Origin of the sequence: Comamonas denitrificans (assembly GCF_042654745.1) — a bacterium.
Classification (GTDB): Bacteria; Pseudomonadota; Gammaproteobacteria; order Burkholderiales; family Burkholderiaceae_C; genus Comamonas; species Comamonas denitrificans.
The window spans coordinates 56641-73508 of sequence record NZ_JBHSEY010000044.1 but is presented as its reverse complement, the minus strand read 5'-3'; the positions used below and the strand labels follow the sequence as shown (position 1 = coordinate 73508).

The following is a 16868-nucleotide window of genomic DNA, read 5'->3' as shown; positions in this document are numbered from 1 at the left end:
AGCACCGTAGGAATCCCCCTCCTTCCCGCGCAAGCGGTGGCCGAAGGCTAAGGTGGGGGAGGATGTCAATGCCTGTTAAGCGCAAACAGCTCTTTTTTTTATTCTTTTTTCTGCAGAAACCGCACCAGCATGGGGCGGGTAAAGTGTGCCCCGCCGGGCCCGCAATGGGGGGCAAACGCGGCGGCCACCTTGGCACTTAGTTCTGGGGTGATGTGGTGGTCGGCAAAGGTGGGGTAGAGCATGCGCTGCGCGTATTCGGTAAAGTCGGCAAAGTGCACGGGCATGTCAAAACGGCGGCGGGCCACTTCGCGCCAGGGGCTGTGGGCGCAGGCCAAGGCCCGTTCGATGGCATCTTGCGCGGCGGCGCGTACCAAGCCCTCATCGTTGTACAGGCGCACGATGTCGTTCATGGCCCCGACGTACACCGGCTCGGAAATATAAAAAAAGCCCCCCGGACGCAGCACCCGGGCCACTTCGGCCACGGCAGTATCCATGGCGGCCAGGGGGACATGGTGCAGGGATTTGAGCATCAACGCCAAGTCAAACTGGCCATCACCTTCTGGAATGGCCTGGGCCCCTGCGGCGACAAAGCGCATGCGCGGGTGGTTCAGTGCCAAATTGCGTGCGTGTTGAATGGCATCGATCTCCAGCCCCAGGTAATCGGCCTGCGGCATGCGCTCAAGCAAACCTTGGGCCATGCGGGCACTGCCGCAACCCAGCTCAATGGTGCGGAGGGCGGCATCGGCGTTCAAGCCAGGGGGCAGGAGGGCACACAGAACATCCAATTCATTGGAAATTAGGGGAATTTGCATGGTCAAAGCTTTCATCGGGGGCAAACTGTGGCGCATCGTAAAAGGGGGAGGGGCGCTGTTCAAGGCAAAACTGCACATCATTGAGAAAAACTAAAATGCATTTTTTTGCTATTAAACTCGTAGAGTTATTTTCTTGTCTGCCATGGTCTAAGCGCCCAAACTTGTATGAATTCAAGCACCGTCAGTGATGAGTTTGTTTTTGCTGAAGAAGTCAGTGCCGCGCCTGCACCGCACACCACGCAAAAAACGCAAAGCCCAGCGGTGTGGCATATCTTGGTGGTCGATGATGAGCCGGATGTGCATGCCGCCACCAAGCTGGCGCTCAAAGGCATAGAGATTGAAGGCCGCAGTTTGGCCTTTAGCCATGCTTACTCCAGTCAGGAGGCGCAGGCCTTGCTGGCGCAGAACCCAGATTTTGCGGTCGCCTTGATTGATGTGGTGATGGAGCAGCAGGACGCGGGCCTGCAGCTGGTGCGCCATATTCGCGAGGTGCTGGGCAATACCGCCATCCGCGTGGTCTTGCGCACGGGCCAGCCGGGCGATGTGCCCGAGCTGCACACCATTCAGCAATACGACATCAATGATTACAAAACCAAGTCGGAGCTGACACAGGAGCGCCTGTTCACCAGTTTGGTCATCGCCATTCGCGCCTATGCCCAAATTGAACTGCTGCAATGGGGGCAAGCGCGGCTGGCGCGGATTTTGCAAGCCAGTTTGGCGCTGGGCAAGGCCAACAATCTGCAAGGCTTTGCCCAGAATTTACTGCGCCAACTGGAGGTTTTGCTGTACGGCGATGGCTCGGCCTCTGCGTGCCAAGAGCAGGGGCAAATCGCCATTGCTGTGCACGTGGCCGGTACCGCGCCTTATGTGCTGGCGGCCAGTGCAGACTGCCAACATTGGGTGGGCAGTGCCCTGGAGTATGTGCCCATGGGGGCGGGTCTGCAGCAAACCTTGCAAGCCCAAAGCCATCGCTTTGATGCCCAGGCAGTGCATTTGTTTATTCCCAGTGCCCATGGTGTGGTGCTGGCGGTGTCTGCCACGCGTTCGGCATTGCAAATATCTACGCACTCCTTGGAGCAAGGCTTGCTGGAGGTGTTTGCCAGCAATGCCATGATTGCCTTTGAAAATTTGCAGCTGTACCTGGACATCAACGCTTTGGCGTTCAGTGATGACTTGGTGGGCCTGCCCAACCGCAACGCCATGGTGGCGGCGCTGGATGCCCAGCAATACCCGCAAGGGGTGCTGGCCCTGCTTGATTTAGATGGTTTTGCCGACATTAACAGCGTGCTGGATGCCCATTTTGGTGATGCCGTGCTCAAAGCCGTGGCCCACCGATTGCACGCGGAATTTGCCCAGGATGCTGTGGTTGCCCGTGTCGGTGGTGACCTGTTCGGTGTGTACGGTGCCCCAGCGAGCATTGCACCGCAGCGTTTGCTGGGGGTGTTTGCTCAGCCCTTTGCCGTGAAGGACGGCGAGCTGCTACGCCTTTCTGCCACCGTGGGGCTGGTGCAATTGCGCTCGACCGATGGGGTGACCGCCCTGAAAGATGCCGGGGTCGCACTCAAACAAGCGAAGCGACAGGCGCGTGGCAAAAGCCTGTACTTTGACCCCGCCCAATCGGAAGCGGCCAGCCAGCGCATGCAGCGCTTAAATTGCTTGCGCGCGGCGTTTTCCGAAGAGCGGTTGTGCCTGCACTACCAGCCTTGCGTTGATTTGCGCACGGGGCAGGTGGTGGCCGCCGAGTGCCTGCTGCGCTGGCCGGTGCCAGGCGGAAAATTTATTCCCCCAGACCAATTTATTCCCCTGGCTGAACAGGCCGGTTTGATGCTGGCCTTGGGGCATTGGGTCATTGCCACGGCCTTGCGCTGGCGCAAAAGCTTGGTAGGGCGGGTGAATGATGCCTTTCGGGTGGCGATCAATGTCTCGCAAGTGCAATTTGCCGAGCCCGATTTTGTCGAGCAAGTATTGGCCTTGGTGGCCGCTTCGGGCGTGCAGGGCTACCAAGTAGAAATTGAGCTGACCGAATCGGTGGCCGTGAGCAAGGTGGAGGATGTGCAAGCCAAGCTCAAAGCCCTGCGGGCCCAGGGCATTCGGGTGGCGATGGATGACTTTGGCACGGGCTACTCATCGCTGAGCATCTTGCAGCGCCTGTCGCTGGACAAACTCAAGATTGACCGCAGCTTTGTCAGCGGTGATCCGCCGCAGGCCCAGGCCGACGCTGGCACCGGCGTGCATTTGGAGATTGCGAACACCATCATCACCTTGGCCCAGCACTTAAAACTGACCACCTTGGCCGAAGGCATTGAAACCGATGCGCAGCGCCGGGCGTTGCTGGCGGCAGGCTGTGAACTGGGGCAGGGCTATTTCTTCTCCCGCCCGTTACCAGAGCAAGACTTCTTGCTTTGGTTAGAAAAAAATAGCACTTAAACAGCCTTAAACGCTGATCCTTCAAGCGCAAGCAGCTATGAATTCAGAACTTGAGCGCCTGCAAAATATTTTGGCCCAGGTTTCCAATACCGGGGTCTGGGAGTGGGAGCCAAACACCCAGCACCTGTGGGCCAGCCCAGAATATTTCACCATGCTGGGGCAGCGGCCAGAAGACTTTCCGGATACCCAAGGCAGCCACAATTTGCATGCCATTTGGGTGCAGTGGCTGCATCCGGCGGATCGGGAACGCGCCAGTGCTGACTTTGCGCAGTATTTGGCCGCTGGGGCGCAAGGCATGTACGAAAACGAGTTTCGCATGCGCCATGCCGATGGCTCGTGGGTCTGGATTTGGTCGCGGGGCATGGCCTTGCCGGCTGCCCAAGGGCAAGGTTCAGGGCGGGTGGTGGGGACCCATATCAATATCACCAGCCTCAAGCAGGCCCAAAGCCACCTGCACGAGAGCCAGCAGCGGCTGCAGCGGATCAGCGACAACCTGCCCGATGCCATGGTGTTTCAAATGGACTGTGGCATCGATGGCCAGCAGCGGGTGCTGACCTATATCAACCAGGGCGTGCAGCGCATGCACCAACTGTCCGCGCATGCGGTGCAGCAAGATGCACGCCTGCTGTACCAGCAGTTGCTGCCCGAAGATGCCCGGCGCTTGCAGGCCATTGAGCACGATTGCCTCACCCACCTCACCCCGTTCAAGCTAGAGGTGCGCAGTCGCTTGCCCGATGGCAGCGTTCGCTGGTTCCAGGTGGTTTCCTCCCCCCGGCGGCTGGCCAATGGCCACATTGTGTTTGACGGTATTGAGTTCGACATCACCGAGCGCAAGCTGCATGAGCAGGAAATTCACACCCTCAACACCCAGCTAGAGCAGCGTGTGCAAGAGCGCACGGCGCAGTTGCAAACCACCTTGGAGCGCCTGCAGCAAACCCAGGAAGGCTTGCTGCAAAGCGAAAAACTGGCCTCGCTAGGCGCTTTGGTCGCCGGGGTGGCGCATGAGCTGAGCACCCCAATCGGCAATGCCGTCACCGTCGCCTCTACCTTGCAACACGCCCAGCAGCGGCTGCAGCAGCAGGTGGCCAGTGGGCTGACGCGCACGGCGCTGGCGCAGTATTTGGCCGATGCGCAAGAGGGCAGCGCCATCATCGAGCGCAACCTGCACCGTGCGGCGCAATTGCTGGGCAGCTTCAAACAGTTGGCGGTGGACCAAACCAGCAGCCAGCGGCGGCGCTTTGATTTGCACGAGCTGATGCAAGAAATTGCCCTGACCATGCGCCCAGCCATTCGCCGCACGGCCCATCAATTGCACTGCACCATCCCGCCGCAGCTGGAGTTGGAAAGTTACCCCGGCCCTTTGGGGCAGGTGCTGATGAATTTGATTGCCAATGCTTTGACCCATGCCTTTGCGGCTGGGGTGGCGGGCAATATCTGGGTGCAAGCGTGGCTGTGTGATGACGATTGCGTGCGCCTGGTGGTCAGTGACGATGGCTGTGGCATTCCCGCCAAGCAGCAAAAACGCGTGTTTGATCCTTTTTTTACCACCAAGCTGGGGCAAGGTGGCTCGGGCCTGGGGCTGCACATTGTCTATACCCTGGTCACGGGCTTGCTGGGGGGGCGCATTGCACTCGAGAGCTATTGTGGCCAAGGCAGCCGCTTTACGCTGGAGTTGCCCCTGTGCGCCCCCATGCCCAGCGTTGGCACCGCGCAGGATGCGCCATAGGCGCAGACCGCACCCCCCAATCAAGGGCGCTGGGCGGCATCCGCAGCCCATGGCCTGGGTGATAATTCGCGCCACTATGAGCGGCAATACTTTTGGCACCCTTTTTACCGTCACCAACTTTGGTGAATCCCACGGCCCAGCGATTGGCTGCGTTATTGATGGCTGCCCGCCGGGCATGGCCTTGACAGCGGCCGATATTCAGCACGATCTGGACCGCCGTCGCCCCGGCACCAGCCGCCACGTCACCCAGCGGCAAGAGCCGGACCAGGTGGAAATCCTCTCGGGCGTGTACGAGGGCGTGACCACGGGCACCCCCATTGCCCTGCTGATTCGCAATACCGACCAGCGCAGCAAAGACTATGGCGACATCAGCCAGCAGTTTCGCCCGGGGCATGCCGATTACGTCTATTGGCAAAAATACGGCGTGCGCGATCCGCGCGGCGGTGGGCGCTCTTCGGCGCGGCTGACGGCCCCCACGGTGGCCGCCGGTGCGGTGGCCAAAAAATGGCTGAAAGAAAAATTTGGCACGCAATTTCGGGCCTGCATGACCCAGTTGGGCGAGTTGCCCATTGCCTTTGAGAGCTGGGCGCATGTGGCCCACAACCCTTTCTTTGCCCCCGTGGCCAATGTGCAGGCGCTGGAAGACTATATGGACATGCTGCGCAAAGCGCATGACAGCTGCGGGGCGCGCATTCGCGTGCAAGCCAGCGGTGTGCCCGTGGGCTTGGGGCAGCCGATTTACGACAAGCTCGATGCCGACATTGCCTACGCCATGATGGGGCTGAACGCCGTCAAAGGCGTGGAAATTGGCGCCGGTTTTGACAGCGTTGCCCAGCGCGGCACCGTGCATGGCGATGCCATGACCCCCCAAGGCTTTGCCAGCAACCACGCCGGTGGGGTGCTGGGCGGCATCAGCAGCGGGCAGGATATTGAGGTGAGCATTGCCATCAAGCCCACCAGCTCGATTTTGAGCCCGCGCCCCTCCATCAACATCCATGGAGAGCCGGTCGAGGTGGTCACCAAAGGCCGCCACGATCCCTGCGTTGGCATTCGCGCCGCCCCGATTGCTGAGGCGCTGCTGGCCCTGGTGCTGATGGACCACGCCTTGCGCCAACGCGCCCAGTGTGGCGGCGTGCAGGTGGATTTGGCGGCCATTGCTGCTGCGTTGGATACCCCTATTTAAGATAGCTGTTTGCGCTTGATGCATAAAGGGTTGAGGGTGTTTTATCCCTCAACCCTTTATTTTGTCAGCGTAACCAGCTCCTTTTATTGCTAATACTTAGCAAGCACGCGCCAACGTGCGCGCCAAGGCCTGCGCCGTTAAAGGGCGCTGCGCAGGCCAGCCATCGGCAATGGCCCCATGGGCATAAGCGCCAGCGCAGGCCGCGTGGTGGGCATTGCTGTTTACGTTGTTTTGCATGCTGGCCCAGTGCGCTGCCACCATGCCCGCCAAGACATCGCCGGTGCCGCCGGTCGCCAGCAAGGCATTGCCGGTGGGGTTGATGTGCGGCACCTCGCCCGGGCTGGCAATGATGCTGCCGCTGCCTTTGAGCAGCACGGTGCAGTCAAGGGTGTTGGCCAGGGTGTGCGCCGCCGCCAAGCGGTCGGCTTGCACAGCAGATACGCTGCTATTCAATAGCCGGGCTGCTTCAAGGGGGTGGGGGGTGAGCACGGTGGGCAGGCCCGCTGCCCCCCGGTTTTTCAGGCGCTGGCGCAGCATGGCATCGGCGGCGATGGCGTTCAATGCATCCGCGTCCAGCAGCAAACGAGCGCTGTGCTCCAGCACTTTGGGCAGCAAGGCGGCCACGCTGCTGCCGCCGCCACAGCCGCACACCACCGTGCTGCTGGGCAATTGCGCCAAGGCGGTCACTTGGTTGCGCAGCATGATTTCGGGCGTTTGGGGCAGTTGCTGCAGCTGGCCATGGTCCAGTAGGTGCAGAAACACCCGGCCCGCGCCATGGTGCAGGGCGGCACTGGCAGCCAAAATCGCCGCGCCTTGCATGGCCGCCCCCGCTTGCAAGCCCTGGCCGCCAATGACCAGCACATCGCCAAAACTGCCTTTGTGGCTGGCGTGGCGACGGGCCGCCAATCCTGCCGTGATCGGTGCAGCAGGGTGGTGCAGCCAAGCGGTGGGCGCAGGGCGGGGGGGTGCAATGGGCAGCTGCCCCAGGCCCAGATCATCGAACCAAATTTGGCCCGCCGCATCGCGCCCATCGGCGGTAAATAGGCCGGGTTTCAAGGTCAGCAGGCTCAGGGTGTGGCGCTGTTGGTGGCTGGGGCTGTGGTGCGGTGTTTGCGGTGCATACCCCGCTTGCCACAGGCCGGTGTCGGCCTGCAGCCCGCTGGGCAAATCCACCGCTAAAACCGTTGCCGGGCTGGCATAGCTGTGCTGCAGCAGGGCGGCGATGCGGGGGTTGGCCGCTGCCTGGCTGTGCAAGCCCAGGCCCAGCAGGGCATCCACAATGAGGTCGTGCGGCTGCAGGGGCGGGGGCGTGTCGCTCCAGTGAATGGCTTGGTTTTGTGCTTGCTGCAGCGCGACCAAGGTGTCGCTGCTGCAGCGTTCGCGCTGGCCCAGCCAAGTCAGGGTGACTTTGCGCCCCTGCGCTGCCAGGATGGCCGCAGCGGCCAAGCCATCGCCACCGTTATTGCCTGGGCCGCACAGCACCCACATATGCTGGGCATGCGGAGCCAGCGCCTGGGCCAGCTGGGCGCAAGCGCGACCGGCGCGTTGCATCAAGCTGGGCTGGGGGTGCCATGCCAGCGCCGCCTGCTCCAGGGCGCGGGTGTTGGCACTGTTGAACAGGGGCAGGGGGGTGGCAGGTAGACGCTGGGGCATGGTTTAGCAGTGCAGTGGCTGAGCGCGCTGGGCCCCTTGGCGCAGGGCCTCTGTGAGCAAGCTGCTTTCTGCCAAGAGGCCCAGGTTGAGCAGGGCATCATCGCGACCAGCACCGTGCCAGAGCATCAAGCCCATGGGCAGCTCACCGGGCAGGTGACAGGGAATGCTCAAGGCGCAGCCGTCCAGCATGTTCACCACGCCGGTGTTGCGCAGCAGCAGCGCGTTGGCGGTTACAAAGGCCGCATCGCGGGCCGCATCCTGGGCCGGATCCAGTGCGCTGGCCGGGGCCACCGCCGCGAGCAAGGGCGCAGTGATTGGCGTGGTCGGGCTGAGCAATGCATCAAACCGGGCAATGCGGGCATTGACCTGGGCAATCCAGTCGTTTCGCGCCTGGTGCAAGCGCAGGTAATCGGCAGCGCTCATGTGCCGCCCCGCTTCAATGCGCTGGCGCACGCGTGGATCGTAGTTATGGCCGTGTTGGGCCAGCAGTGGCTCGTGCCAGGCAAAGCTTTCGGCGGCAGCGAGCGTGCCACGGCGGTGGATGGCGGGCAGCGCATCCAGTTCAGGCAGCGCTATTTCTTCAATGTGTGCGCCCGCTTGGCGCAGCAGCGCAATGCTGCGCGTAAAACCGGCGGCAATGGCAGGGGCCAAGTCACTGAGCATCAAGGTGCTGGGAATGGCCAGCCGCCATGCGGCCAGCGGTGCGCAGCTGCGGGTGATGCGTCGCGCGGCCAAAATTTCATGGGCGGTGATGGCATCGCGCACGCTGCGGGTGATGGCGCAGGCGGTATCCAGGGTGCTGGACAGCGGCAGGGTGCCTTGCAGCGGCACCAGATTGGCAGTGGATTTAAATCCCACCAAGCCATTAAGCGCTGCTGGAATGCGAATCGAGCCCCCCGTATCCGACCCCAGCCCCAGCCAAGCGCTGCCGCTGGCCACCGAAGCCGCCGCACCGGAGGAGGAGCCGCCCGGCACATACACATCGCCCAAATCACGCCCCCACAAGGCATCCATGGCCGCCGGTGTGGGGTAGTGCGGGTTGGTGCCCACGCCAGAAAAGGCAAATTCCACCATGTGCGTTTGGCCCATCAGCGTGGCCCCGGCAGCCCGCAAGCGGGCCACCGCCACGGCATCGGTGGTGGCCGCCGGCTGGGCTTGCAAGACTTTAGAGCCCGCGTGGGTGACCCAGCCTTGCACATCAAACAGTGCTTTGACCGACACCGCAACACCGGCCAACGGCAGGTGCAGCGGGGCGCTGCGGTCGGCGTGGTTTTCGTGGGTATCGAGGTGGGTGTAAGCCAACTTGCCAGCAGCGCTGTGCGCCTGGGCGCGGCAGGCCGATAAAGCGGTGGCCGCGCTGGTGCGCCCGTTGGCCAGTTGCGCGCGCAGGGCAGTGAAATCAGAAATCATGGTTCATGCTAGAATTGACAGGCTTTGCTACTTGCACTTGTGCAGGGGTGCGAAGCAAATAACAAATCAGCTTCCTTAAGGTGTTGTTGCCGCCTAATTTTTAACCGGGTAGCAGCAAAATCGAGCTGAATTTTAGACCTAACCTTCTGGAGTATTTATGTCCGTCACTATGCGCGAAATGTTGGAAGCCGGTGTCCACTTTGGTCACCAAACTCGTTTTTGGGACCCGAAAATGGCCCCCTTCATTTTTGGCCATCGCAACAAAATCCACATCATCAACCTGGAAAAAACATTGCCCATGTTCCAGGACGCGCAAAAGTTCGTCAAGCAATTGGCAGCCAAGGGCGGCACTATTTTGATGGTTGGCACCAAGCGCCAAGCCCGCGAGTTGGTCGTTGAGCAAGCCCAGCGCGCTGGCGTGCCCTATGTGGATCAACGCTGGTTGGGCGGCATGCTGACCAACTTCAAAACCGTGAAAACTTCTATCAAGCGCCTCAAAGAAATGAAGGCCCAGCAAGAAGTCGGTTTGGAATCCCTGTCGAAAAAAGAACAGCTGATGTTTGCCCGTGAGCTGGCCAAGCTCGAGCGCGATATCGGCGGCATTCAAGACATGAATGGCCTGCCCGATGCCATCTTTGTGATCGACGTTGGTTTCCACAAAATTGCTATCACCGAAGCCAAAAAACTGGGCATTCCCCTGATCGGTGTGGTCGATACCAACCACAACCCCGTTGGCATTGATTACGTGATCCCCGGTAACGACGACTCGGCCAAGGCTGTGGCGCTGTACGCCCGTGGCATCGCTGATGCCATCCTGGAAGGCCGTGAAGCCCGTCTGAACGAAGTGGTGCAAGCCGTCTCCAGCGAAGGCACCGACGAATTCGTCGAAGTGCAAGAAGGCAGCGCTGCCTAAGCACAGCTTTTCGCTGCCCTCAGGTGCTGCCAACACGCAGCACCGCAGAACAAAGGGGCTCAGGTAGCCCCCTTTTTGTAACTGCTATTTTTAAAGCATTGAACTGAATACGGAGAATCAAAATGGCTGCAATTACCGCAAGCATGGTCGCTGAACTGCGTGGCAAAACCGACGCCCCCATGATGGAGTGCAAAAAAGCCCTGACCGAAGCCGCCGGCGACATGGCCAAGGCCGAAGAGCTGCTGCGCGTGAAACTGGGCACCAAAGCAGGTAAAGCCGCAAGCCGCGTGACCGCTGAAGGTGTGGTCGCCTCGTTTGTTGAAGGCAACCTGGGTGCCCTGGTCGAAGTGAACAGCGAAACCGACTTTGTTTCTAAAAACGATAGCTTCATCGCCATGGCCAAGGCCGCTGCCGAGCTGATCGCCAAACACAACCCTGCCGACATCGATGCCCTGGGTGCGCTGGCTTACGAGCAAGATGGTTTCGGCCCCACCCTGGAAGAAGTGCGCAAAGGCTTGATCGGCAAAATCGGCGAGAACATGTCCTTCCGTCGCTTCAAGCGTTTTGATGGCAGCGAGTTGGCCGCTTACCTGCACGGCTCGCGCATTGGCGTGCTGGTGGCCTTTGAGGGTGATGCCGCTGCCGCCAAAGACGTGGCAATGCACATTGCCGCCATGAAACCGGTGGCCCTGACCAGCGCCGAAGTGCCTGCAGATTTGATCGAAAAAGAGCGCTCGGTGGCTGCTGCCAAGGCTGAAGAGTCGGGCAAGCCGGCCGAAATCGCCGCCAAAATGGTTGAAGGCGCGGTGCAAAAGTACCTCAAAGAAGTCTCACTGGCCGACCAAGTGTTTGTTAAAGCCGAAGACGGCAAGCAAACCGTGGGCGCAATGCTCAAAGCCAAAAACACCACCATCAAAGCGTTTACCCTGTACGTGGTGGGTGAAGGCATTGAGAAAAAAGCCGACGATTTCGCTGCTGAAGTGGCTGCCCAAATGGCCGCTGCCAAAGGTGCTTAATCGGTTTGTTTTAAATTTGCCCTCCCTTTTATTTTTTGCAGGAATCGCACCATGAGCGCACCACAACCCGTCCATCAACGCATTTTGCTCAAGCTGTCTGGCGAGGCGTTGATGGGGGACGATGCTTTTGGAATTAACCAAGCCACCATCGAGCGCATGGTGGCCGAGGTGGCCGAGGTGGCCCGCATCGGTGTGCAAGTGGCGGTGGTGATTGGTGGGGGCAATATTTTCCGGGGCATTGCCGGTGGTTCGGCGGGAATGGATCGTGCCACGGCCGATTACATGGGCATGCTGGCCACGGTGATGAATGCCTTGGCCCTGGCCGATGCCATGGGCAAACAGGGGGTAACGGCCCGGGTGATGTCGGCCATCGACATCCAGCAGGTGGTCGAGCCCTATGTGCGCCCCAAAGCCTTGCAGTACCTCGAAGAGGGCAAAGTGGTGATTTTTGCGGCGGGCACGGGCAACCCTTTCTTCACCACCGATACCGCTGCGTCCTTGCGCGGCGCGGAAATTGGTGCCGAAGTGGTGCTCAAGGCCACCAAGGTCGATGGTGTTTACACCGCCGACCCGATGAAAGATCCCACTGCCACACGCTACACCCGGCTGTCGTTTGACGAGGCCATTGGGCGCCACCTGGGCATCATGGATGCCACGGCCTTTGCCCTGTGCCGCGATCAAAAACTGCCGATTCGTGTGTTCTCCATCGTCAAGCCGGGCGCTTTGATGCGCGTGGTGATGGGCGAGGATGAGGGCACACTGGTGACTGCCTAAAGCCGATTAAGGATTTTTTTAGCCTTCCTGTGTGTAAACATTGGAAGGCTGTTTGTTTTTGGAGAGAAGCCAAATGACCATTGCCGATATCAAGAAAAACGCCGAAACCAAGATGGGGCAATCCATCGAGGCGCTGAAAAACAACCTCTCGCGCATCCGCACGGGCCGCGCCAGCCCCCAGTTGCTGGACACCATTCATGTGGATTACTACGGCTCCATGGTGCCGCTGTCGCAAGTGGCCAACCTGTCGCTGATTGATTCGCGCACCATTGGCGTGCAGCCGTGGGAGAAAAACATGGCTGCCAAGATCGAAAAAGCCATCCGCGAAAGCGATTTGGGCTTGAACCCCGCCTCTTTGGGCGATTTGCTGCGCGTGCCCATGCCGCCCATGAGCGAAGAGCGCCGCAAGGAAATGACCAAGCTGGCCCGCAACGAAGGCGAAGCCTCCAAAGTGGCCGTGCGCAACCTGCGCCGCGATGCCAACGAGAGTGTCAAAAAGCTGGTGAAAGAAAAAGAAGCCTCCGAAGACGATCAAAAGCGCACGGAAGCCGATATCCAAAAACTCACTGATAAATTCATCGCTGAAATTGATGCTCTGGTTTCGGCCAAAGAGCAGGACATCATGGCGGTGTAATGCCTTCGGGTGCTTGTGCTAGCGTGCCCCGGCACATTGCCATCGTCATGGATGGCAATGGCCGGTGGGCCACAAAACGTTTTTTGCCGCGCTTGGCGGGGCATAAAAAAGGGGTCGATGCCTTGCGTCGCTGTGTGCGCCTGTGCATCGAGCGCGGTGTGGCGGTGCTCACCGTGTTTGCCTTTTCGTCGGAAAACTGGAATCGCCCACAGGAAGAAGTCTCTGGCCTGATGGATTTGATGGCGCTGGCCCTGACCCGCGAAGTGCCCGAGCTGGCCCGCGAGGGCGTGCGCCTGCACTTTGTTGGCGAACGCGCAGGGCTGTCAGAGAAGGTGCAGACCGGCTTTGCCCAGGCAGAGCAGATGACCGCGCACAACACGCAGTTGGTGCTGAATATTTGCTTTAACTACGGTGGGCGCTGGGACATGGCCCAGGCAGCGGCCAAAGTGGCAGCCGCTGGCCAGCCTTTGACCGAAGAAAATCTAAGCGCGGCCATGGCCTTGGCCCATGTGAGCGAGCCCGATTTGCTGATCCGTACCGGCGGCGAGATGCGCATCAGCAACTTCTTGCTGTGGCAGGCGGCGTATTCCGAGTTGCTGTTCAGTGATCGGCTCTGGCCCGATTTTGACGCGGCCGATTTGGATGCAGCCATCGCCCAGTATGCCCAGCGAGAACGCCGATTTGGGCAGATATCGGCCCAGATTGCTTCAAAATAAATAGCTGATTGCGCATACCCATAAAAGTATTTAATCCATTTATTTATAAAAATATTGAGAACAAAGCGGGAGCAGCTCCTGTTTAATTCTGGCTGAAGGAAGCTTTGCATGTTGAAACAGCGTGTTATCACCGCCTTGGTTTTGTTGGCCATCCTCTTGCCCGCCTTGTTGCACCCCAACACGCTTGGCTTTAACGCCATTGTGTTGGTGATGGTCAGCGCTGGCGCGTGGGAGTGGGGGCGGCTTAACCTTGTCGGCCCTGTGGCCACCTGGGCCAGTGTGGCCGGGGTCGCCGCTGTTGCGGGCCTGGCTTGGCAGCAGGGCTGGCTGGCCGCTTCCTACCCTTTGCTGTGGTGGGCTGTTGGCGGTGCCTGGGTGTTGGCGGCCAGTTTTTTGGTGCGCCATGGTGTGCCGGTGTGGGCGCGGATTGCGCTGTGGCTGCGCTGGCCTTTGGGGTTGTTGGCCTTGCTGGCCGCAGGCTTGGCCATGGTGCAGGCGCGGGGCATGGGCATCAATTTTTTGCTCTCGGTGCTGTTGTTGGTTTGGATGGCCGACATTGCGGCCTATTTTGCCGGCCGTGCTTTGGGGCAACGGTTTATCAAAGTCAAACTCGCCCCCAGCATCAGCCCCGGCAAAAGCTGGGAAGGGGCCCTGGGCGGGGCCGTGGGGGTGATGCTCATGGCCGTGCTGTGGGTGCAGTGCGATGCCCAGCGGCAGCCCGATTCACTTAGCCTGTTTAGCCATTTGGCGCAGGGCGGGTGGGCCTTGCTGGTGCTGGCCACTTTGTTTTTAACGGCCATGAGCGTGTTGGGTGATTTGGTCGAGTCGCTGATCAAGCGCAGCGCCGGGGTCAAAGACAGCAGCCAGCTGCTGCCCGGCCATGGCGGCGTGCTCGACCGCATTGATGCCCTTGTCCCCACTTTGCCCTTGGCCATGATGCTGGTCAGCAGCGTCACGGTGATTTAAAGAAGTTTTATGAAGCAACGTCTTACGGTGCTGGGTTCGACCGGCTCCATTGGTACCAGCACGCTGGATGTGGTGCGCCGCCACCCCGATCAATTTGAAGTTTTTGCACTCAGTGCGGCCACCCAGGTGGATGCCTTGCTGGCGCAATGCCAAGCCTTCACGCCGCGCTATGCCGTAATGGCAAGTGCAGCACATGCCGCACAGCTGGCCGAGAAATTAAAGCAAAACAACCTTAAAACCGAGGTATTGCAAGCGCCAGATGCACTTGAAACGATAGCATCGCATGCAGAAGTCGATACCGTCATGGGCGCAATTGTCGGCGCTGCAGGCTTGGCCCCGTGCCTGGCGGCTGCGCGGGCGGGCAAACGGCTGCTCCTGGCCAATAAAGAGGCCCTGGTGGTTGGCGGTGCCCTGTTTATGCAGACCGTGCAAGACCATGGCTGCACGCTGCTGCCCATTGATAGCGAGCACTCGGCCATTTTCCAATGCCTGCCGGAAGACCGCAGCACCTGGGCGCAGCGCGTGCACAGCATCATCCTGACGGCCTCGGGCGGGCCGTTTCGCCAGCGCGACCCGGCTACGCTGGGGCAAGTCACCCCTGCGCAAGCGTGCAAGCACCCCAACTTCAGCATGGGGCGCAAGATTTCGGTTGATTCCGCCACCATGATGAACAAAGCGCTGGAGGTGATCGAGGCGCGCTGGCTGTTTGGTATGGCGCCCGAGCAAATTCGGGTGGTCATTCATCCTGAGCAAATTGTGCATTCCATGGTGCAGCTGCAAGACAGCTCCATCCTCGCGCAACTGGGCACGCCCGATATGCGCGTGCCGATTGCCTGCGGCATGGCTTGGCCTGAGCGCATCAGCAGTGGCGTGGCCCCCTTGGATTTCACCCAAATGGCAGCGCTGACGTTTGAAGCGGCCGATGCGGTGCGCTTTCCCGGTTTGCATTTGTCGTGGCAAGCGCTCAAAGCCCCTGAAGGCACCACCACCGTGCTCAATGCCGCCAACGAGGTGGCCGTGGCCGCTTTTTTGGCGGAACGCTTGCCTTTTGACCGCATCCAAGCCGTCAATCAAGCCACGCTGGCCCAGTTGGTGCCACACGAGCGCCCCGCCAGCGTCGCCGCGTTGCTGGATCTGGATGCCCAGGCCCGCGCCGTTGCGGCGCAAATCGCCCAGCGTTGGGTTGTATAGGGCGGTGCACAGCGGTGTGTGCTTGGGCCCGTAAGGAATGACATGTTGCTAACCCTTGTTGCTTTTTTGGTCGCCCTGGGGCTGCTGATTGCGATTCATGAATATGGCCACTACCGCGTGGCCGTGGCCTGTGGCGTGAAGGTGTTGCGCTTTTCCATCGGCATGGGCAAACCCTTGCTGCGCTGGCGCAAAAAGGGTAGCGATACCGAATTTGTGATTGCCGCGCTGCCGCTGGGCGGCTACGTCAAGATGCTCGATGAGCGCGAAGGCAGCGTGCCTCTTGAAGAGCGCCATCTGGCCTTTAACACCCAGCCACTGCGTGCGCGGGTGGCGATTGTGGCCGCCGGCCCTTTGGCCAATTTGATCTTGGCCGTGGCCTTGTACAGCCTCATCAATTGGTTGGGCGTAGAAGCGCCCAAGGCCGTCATTGCCAGCCCGGTGCCTGGCAGCATGGCCGAGCAGGCTGGCTTGCAAGCGCAAGACTGGGTGCAGTCGGCACACATTCAGGGGCAAACCGAGGCGATTCGCTCTTGGGACGATTTGCGCTGGCAGCTGACCCAAGGGGCCCTGAACGGCCAGGATCTGCAGCTTCATGTCACCGATGCCCGTGGCCTGCATGCCCGCCCAGTGCTGCTGCCTTTGTCCAATATTCAAGCGGCTGAAGTGGATGCGGCCTTGCTCTCGCGCATTGGTTTGGTCGCGCCGTGGATGCCTGCCGTGGTGGGCGACGTGCTGCCCGATACCCCAGCTAGCCAAGCGGGCTTGCGCGATGGGGATGCCGTCTTGGCCGTCGATGGCCAGCCCATGCACGACGGTGCCCAACTGCGCCAAACCATTCGTCTCAACACCCAAGGCCGCGTGCAGCACTGGGCCATTGAGCGTGCCGGTAGCACACTCACATTGCCCGTCACGCCAGAAGTTGTGCAAAGCCCGCAGGGCCCCTATGGCCGCATTGGAGCCATGATTGGCCGTGCGCCAGAAATGGTCACGGTGCAGTACGGCTTTATCGACGGGATGGTTGCTGGTGCTGGCAAAACGTGGGAGGTGGCCATCCTGAGTCTGCGCATGATGGGCAAGATGCTGGTGGGCGAAGCATCGGTGAAAAATCTTAGCGGGCCGCTGACCATTGCCGACTATGCGGGCAAGTCCGCCAGCATGGGGCTGATGCAATATTTGGCGTTTTTGGCGCTGATCAGCGTCAGCCTTGGGGTGCTCAATCTCTTGCCGTTGCCCGTTTTGGACGGGGGGCACCTGATGTATTATCTATGGGAGGCAGTCACCGGGCATCCGGTCAGCGAAAGCTGGATGCAAGGGCTGCAGCGAGTGGGAATCGGCATCTTGGTATTATTGATGGCTGTGGCTGTTTTTAATGATATTCAACGCCTGTTTGCAGCATAAATTACTGGTTGCTTAATCTAAAAATACTTTGCCTGGCTTCTCCAGGCTG

The 16868-nt window shown here is 60.3% G+C and carries 14 protein-coding genes; 11 read left to right on the top strand and 3 right to left on the bottom strand.

Annotated elements, in window-relative coordinates:
- Positions 1–98: 98 nt before the first annotated feature.
- Positions 99–812, bottom strand: a complete 714-nt coding sequence (locus ACFO24_RS09035) for a class I SAM-dependent methyltransferase (RefSeq protein ID WP_377738040.1) — start codon at positions 810–812, stop codon at positions 99–101.
- Between the two features lie 165 nt (positions 813–977).
- On the opposite strand from ACFO24_RS09035, the gene ACFO24_RS09030 reads away from it, so the two are divergent.
- From ACFO24_RS09030 to aroC, 3 genes are all read left to right on the top strand, one after another.
- The gene (locus ACFO24_RS09030) at positions 978–3239 is read left to right on the top strand and encodes an EAL domain-containing protein (protein ID WP_377738039.1); all 2262 of its coding nucleotides are present in this window, start codon (positions 978–980) and stop codon (positions 3237–3239) included.
- 37 nt (positions 3240–3276) lie between these two features.
- Positions 3277–4965 carry a PAS domain-containing sensor histidine kinase gene (locus tag ACFO24_RS09025; RefSeq protein WP_377738038.1) on the top strand — a complete coding sequence of 563 codons (1689 nt, stop codon included), beginning with the start codon at positions 3277–3279 and terminating at the stop codon, positions 4963–4965.
- Positions 4966–5041: 76 nt separating this feature from the next.
- On the top strand, positions 5042–6148 hold the full coding sequence (aroC, locus tag ACFO24_RS09020; RefSeq protein ID WP_377738042.1) for a chorismate synthase: 1107 nt from the start codon (positions 5042–5044) through the stop codon (positions 6146–6148).
- A 96-nt stretch (positions 6149–6244) separates the two neighbouring features.
- Here the strand turns inward: aroC and ACFO24_RS09015 are convergent, their stop codons facing one another.
- A complete protein-coding gene (locus ACFO24_RS09015) occupies positions 6245–7801 on the bottom strand; it encodes an NAD(P)H-hydrate dehydratase (protein WP_377738037.1) in 1557 nt (518 codons plus the stop codon).
- A 3-nt stretch (positions 7802–7804) separates the two neighbouring features.
- Positions 7805–9211, bottom strand: coding sequence for an amidase (locus tag ACFO24_RS09010; RefSeq protein WP_377738035.1), 1407 nt, complete (start codon positions 9209–9211; stop codon positions 7805–7807).
- Between the two features lie 157 nt (positions 9212–9368).
- Here ACFO24_RS09010 and rpsB point away from each other — a divergent pair, with 157 nt between their 5' ends.
- The 8 genes from rpsB to rseP all read left to right on the top strand — a co-directional run bounded on the left by rpsB (position 9369) and on the right by rseP (position 16819).
- Positions 9369–10124, top strand: coding sequence for a 30S ribosomal protein S2 (gene rpsB, locus ACFO24_RS09005; RefSeq protein ID WP_377738034.1), 756 nt, complete (start codon positions 9369–9371; stop codon positions 10122–10124).
- A 122-nt stretch (positions 10125–10246) separates the two neighbouring features.
- Positions 10247–11140: a translation elongation factor Ts gene (gene tsf / locus ACFO24_RS09000; protein WP_207574480.1), complete on the top strand. Its 894-nt coding sequence runs from the start codon at positions 10247–10249 to the stop codon at positions 11138–11140.
- A gap of 51 nt (positions 11141–11191) precedes the next feature.
- Positions 11192–11914 (top strand): UMP kinase, encoded by a 723-nt coding sequence (gene pyrH / locus ACFO24_RS08995; protein ID WP_207574479.1) that lies wholly within the window; start codon positions 11192–11194, stop codon positions 11912–11914.
- Positions 11915–11987: 73 nt separating this feature from the next.
- Complete coding sequence (frr, locus tag ACFO24_RS08990; protein WP_377738033.1) at positions 11988–12548, top strand: ribosome recycling factor; 561 nt, start codon at positions 11988–11990, stop codon at positions 12546–12548.
- On the top strand, positions 12548–13264 hold the full coding sequence (gene uppS / locus ACFO24_RS08985; RefSeq protein ID WP_377738032.1) for a polyprenyl diphosphate synthase: 717 nt from the start codon (positions 12548–12550) through the stop codon (positions 13262–13264). Before frr ends, uppS begins: the two co-directional genes overlap by 1 nt.
- Before the next feature lie 108 nt (positions 13265–13372).
- A complete protein-coding gene (locus ACFO24_RS08980) occupies positions 13373–14230 on the top strand; it encodes a phosphatidate cytidylyltransferase (protein WP_377738031.1) in 858 nt (285 codons plus the stop codon).
- A 9-nt stretch (positions 14231–14239) separates the two neighbouring features.
- Positions 14240–15421 carry a 1-deoxy-D-xylulose-5-phosphate reductoisomerase gene (gene ispC / locus ACFO24_RS08975; RefSeq protein WP_377738030.1) on the top strand — a complete coding sequence of 394 codons (1182 nt, stop codon included), beginning with the start codon at positions 14240–14242 and terminating at the stop codon, positions 15419–15421.
- 42 nt (positions 15422–15463) lie between these two features.
- A complete protein-coding gene (gene rseP / locus ACFO24_RS08970) occupies positions 15464–16819 on the top strand; it encodes an RIP metalloprotease RseP (RefSeq protein ID WP_377738029.1) in 1356 nt (451 codons plus the stop codon).
- The last annotated feature ends 49 nt before the right edge of the window (positions 16820–16868 follow it).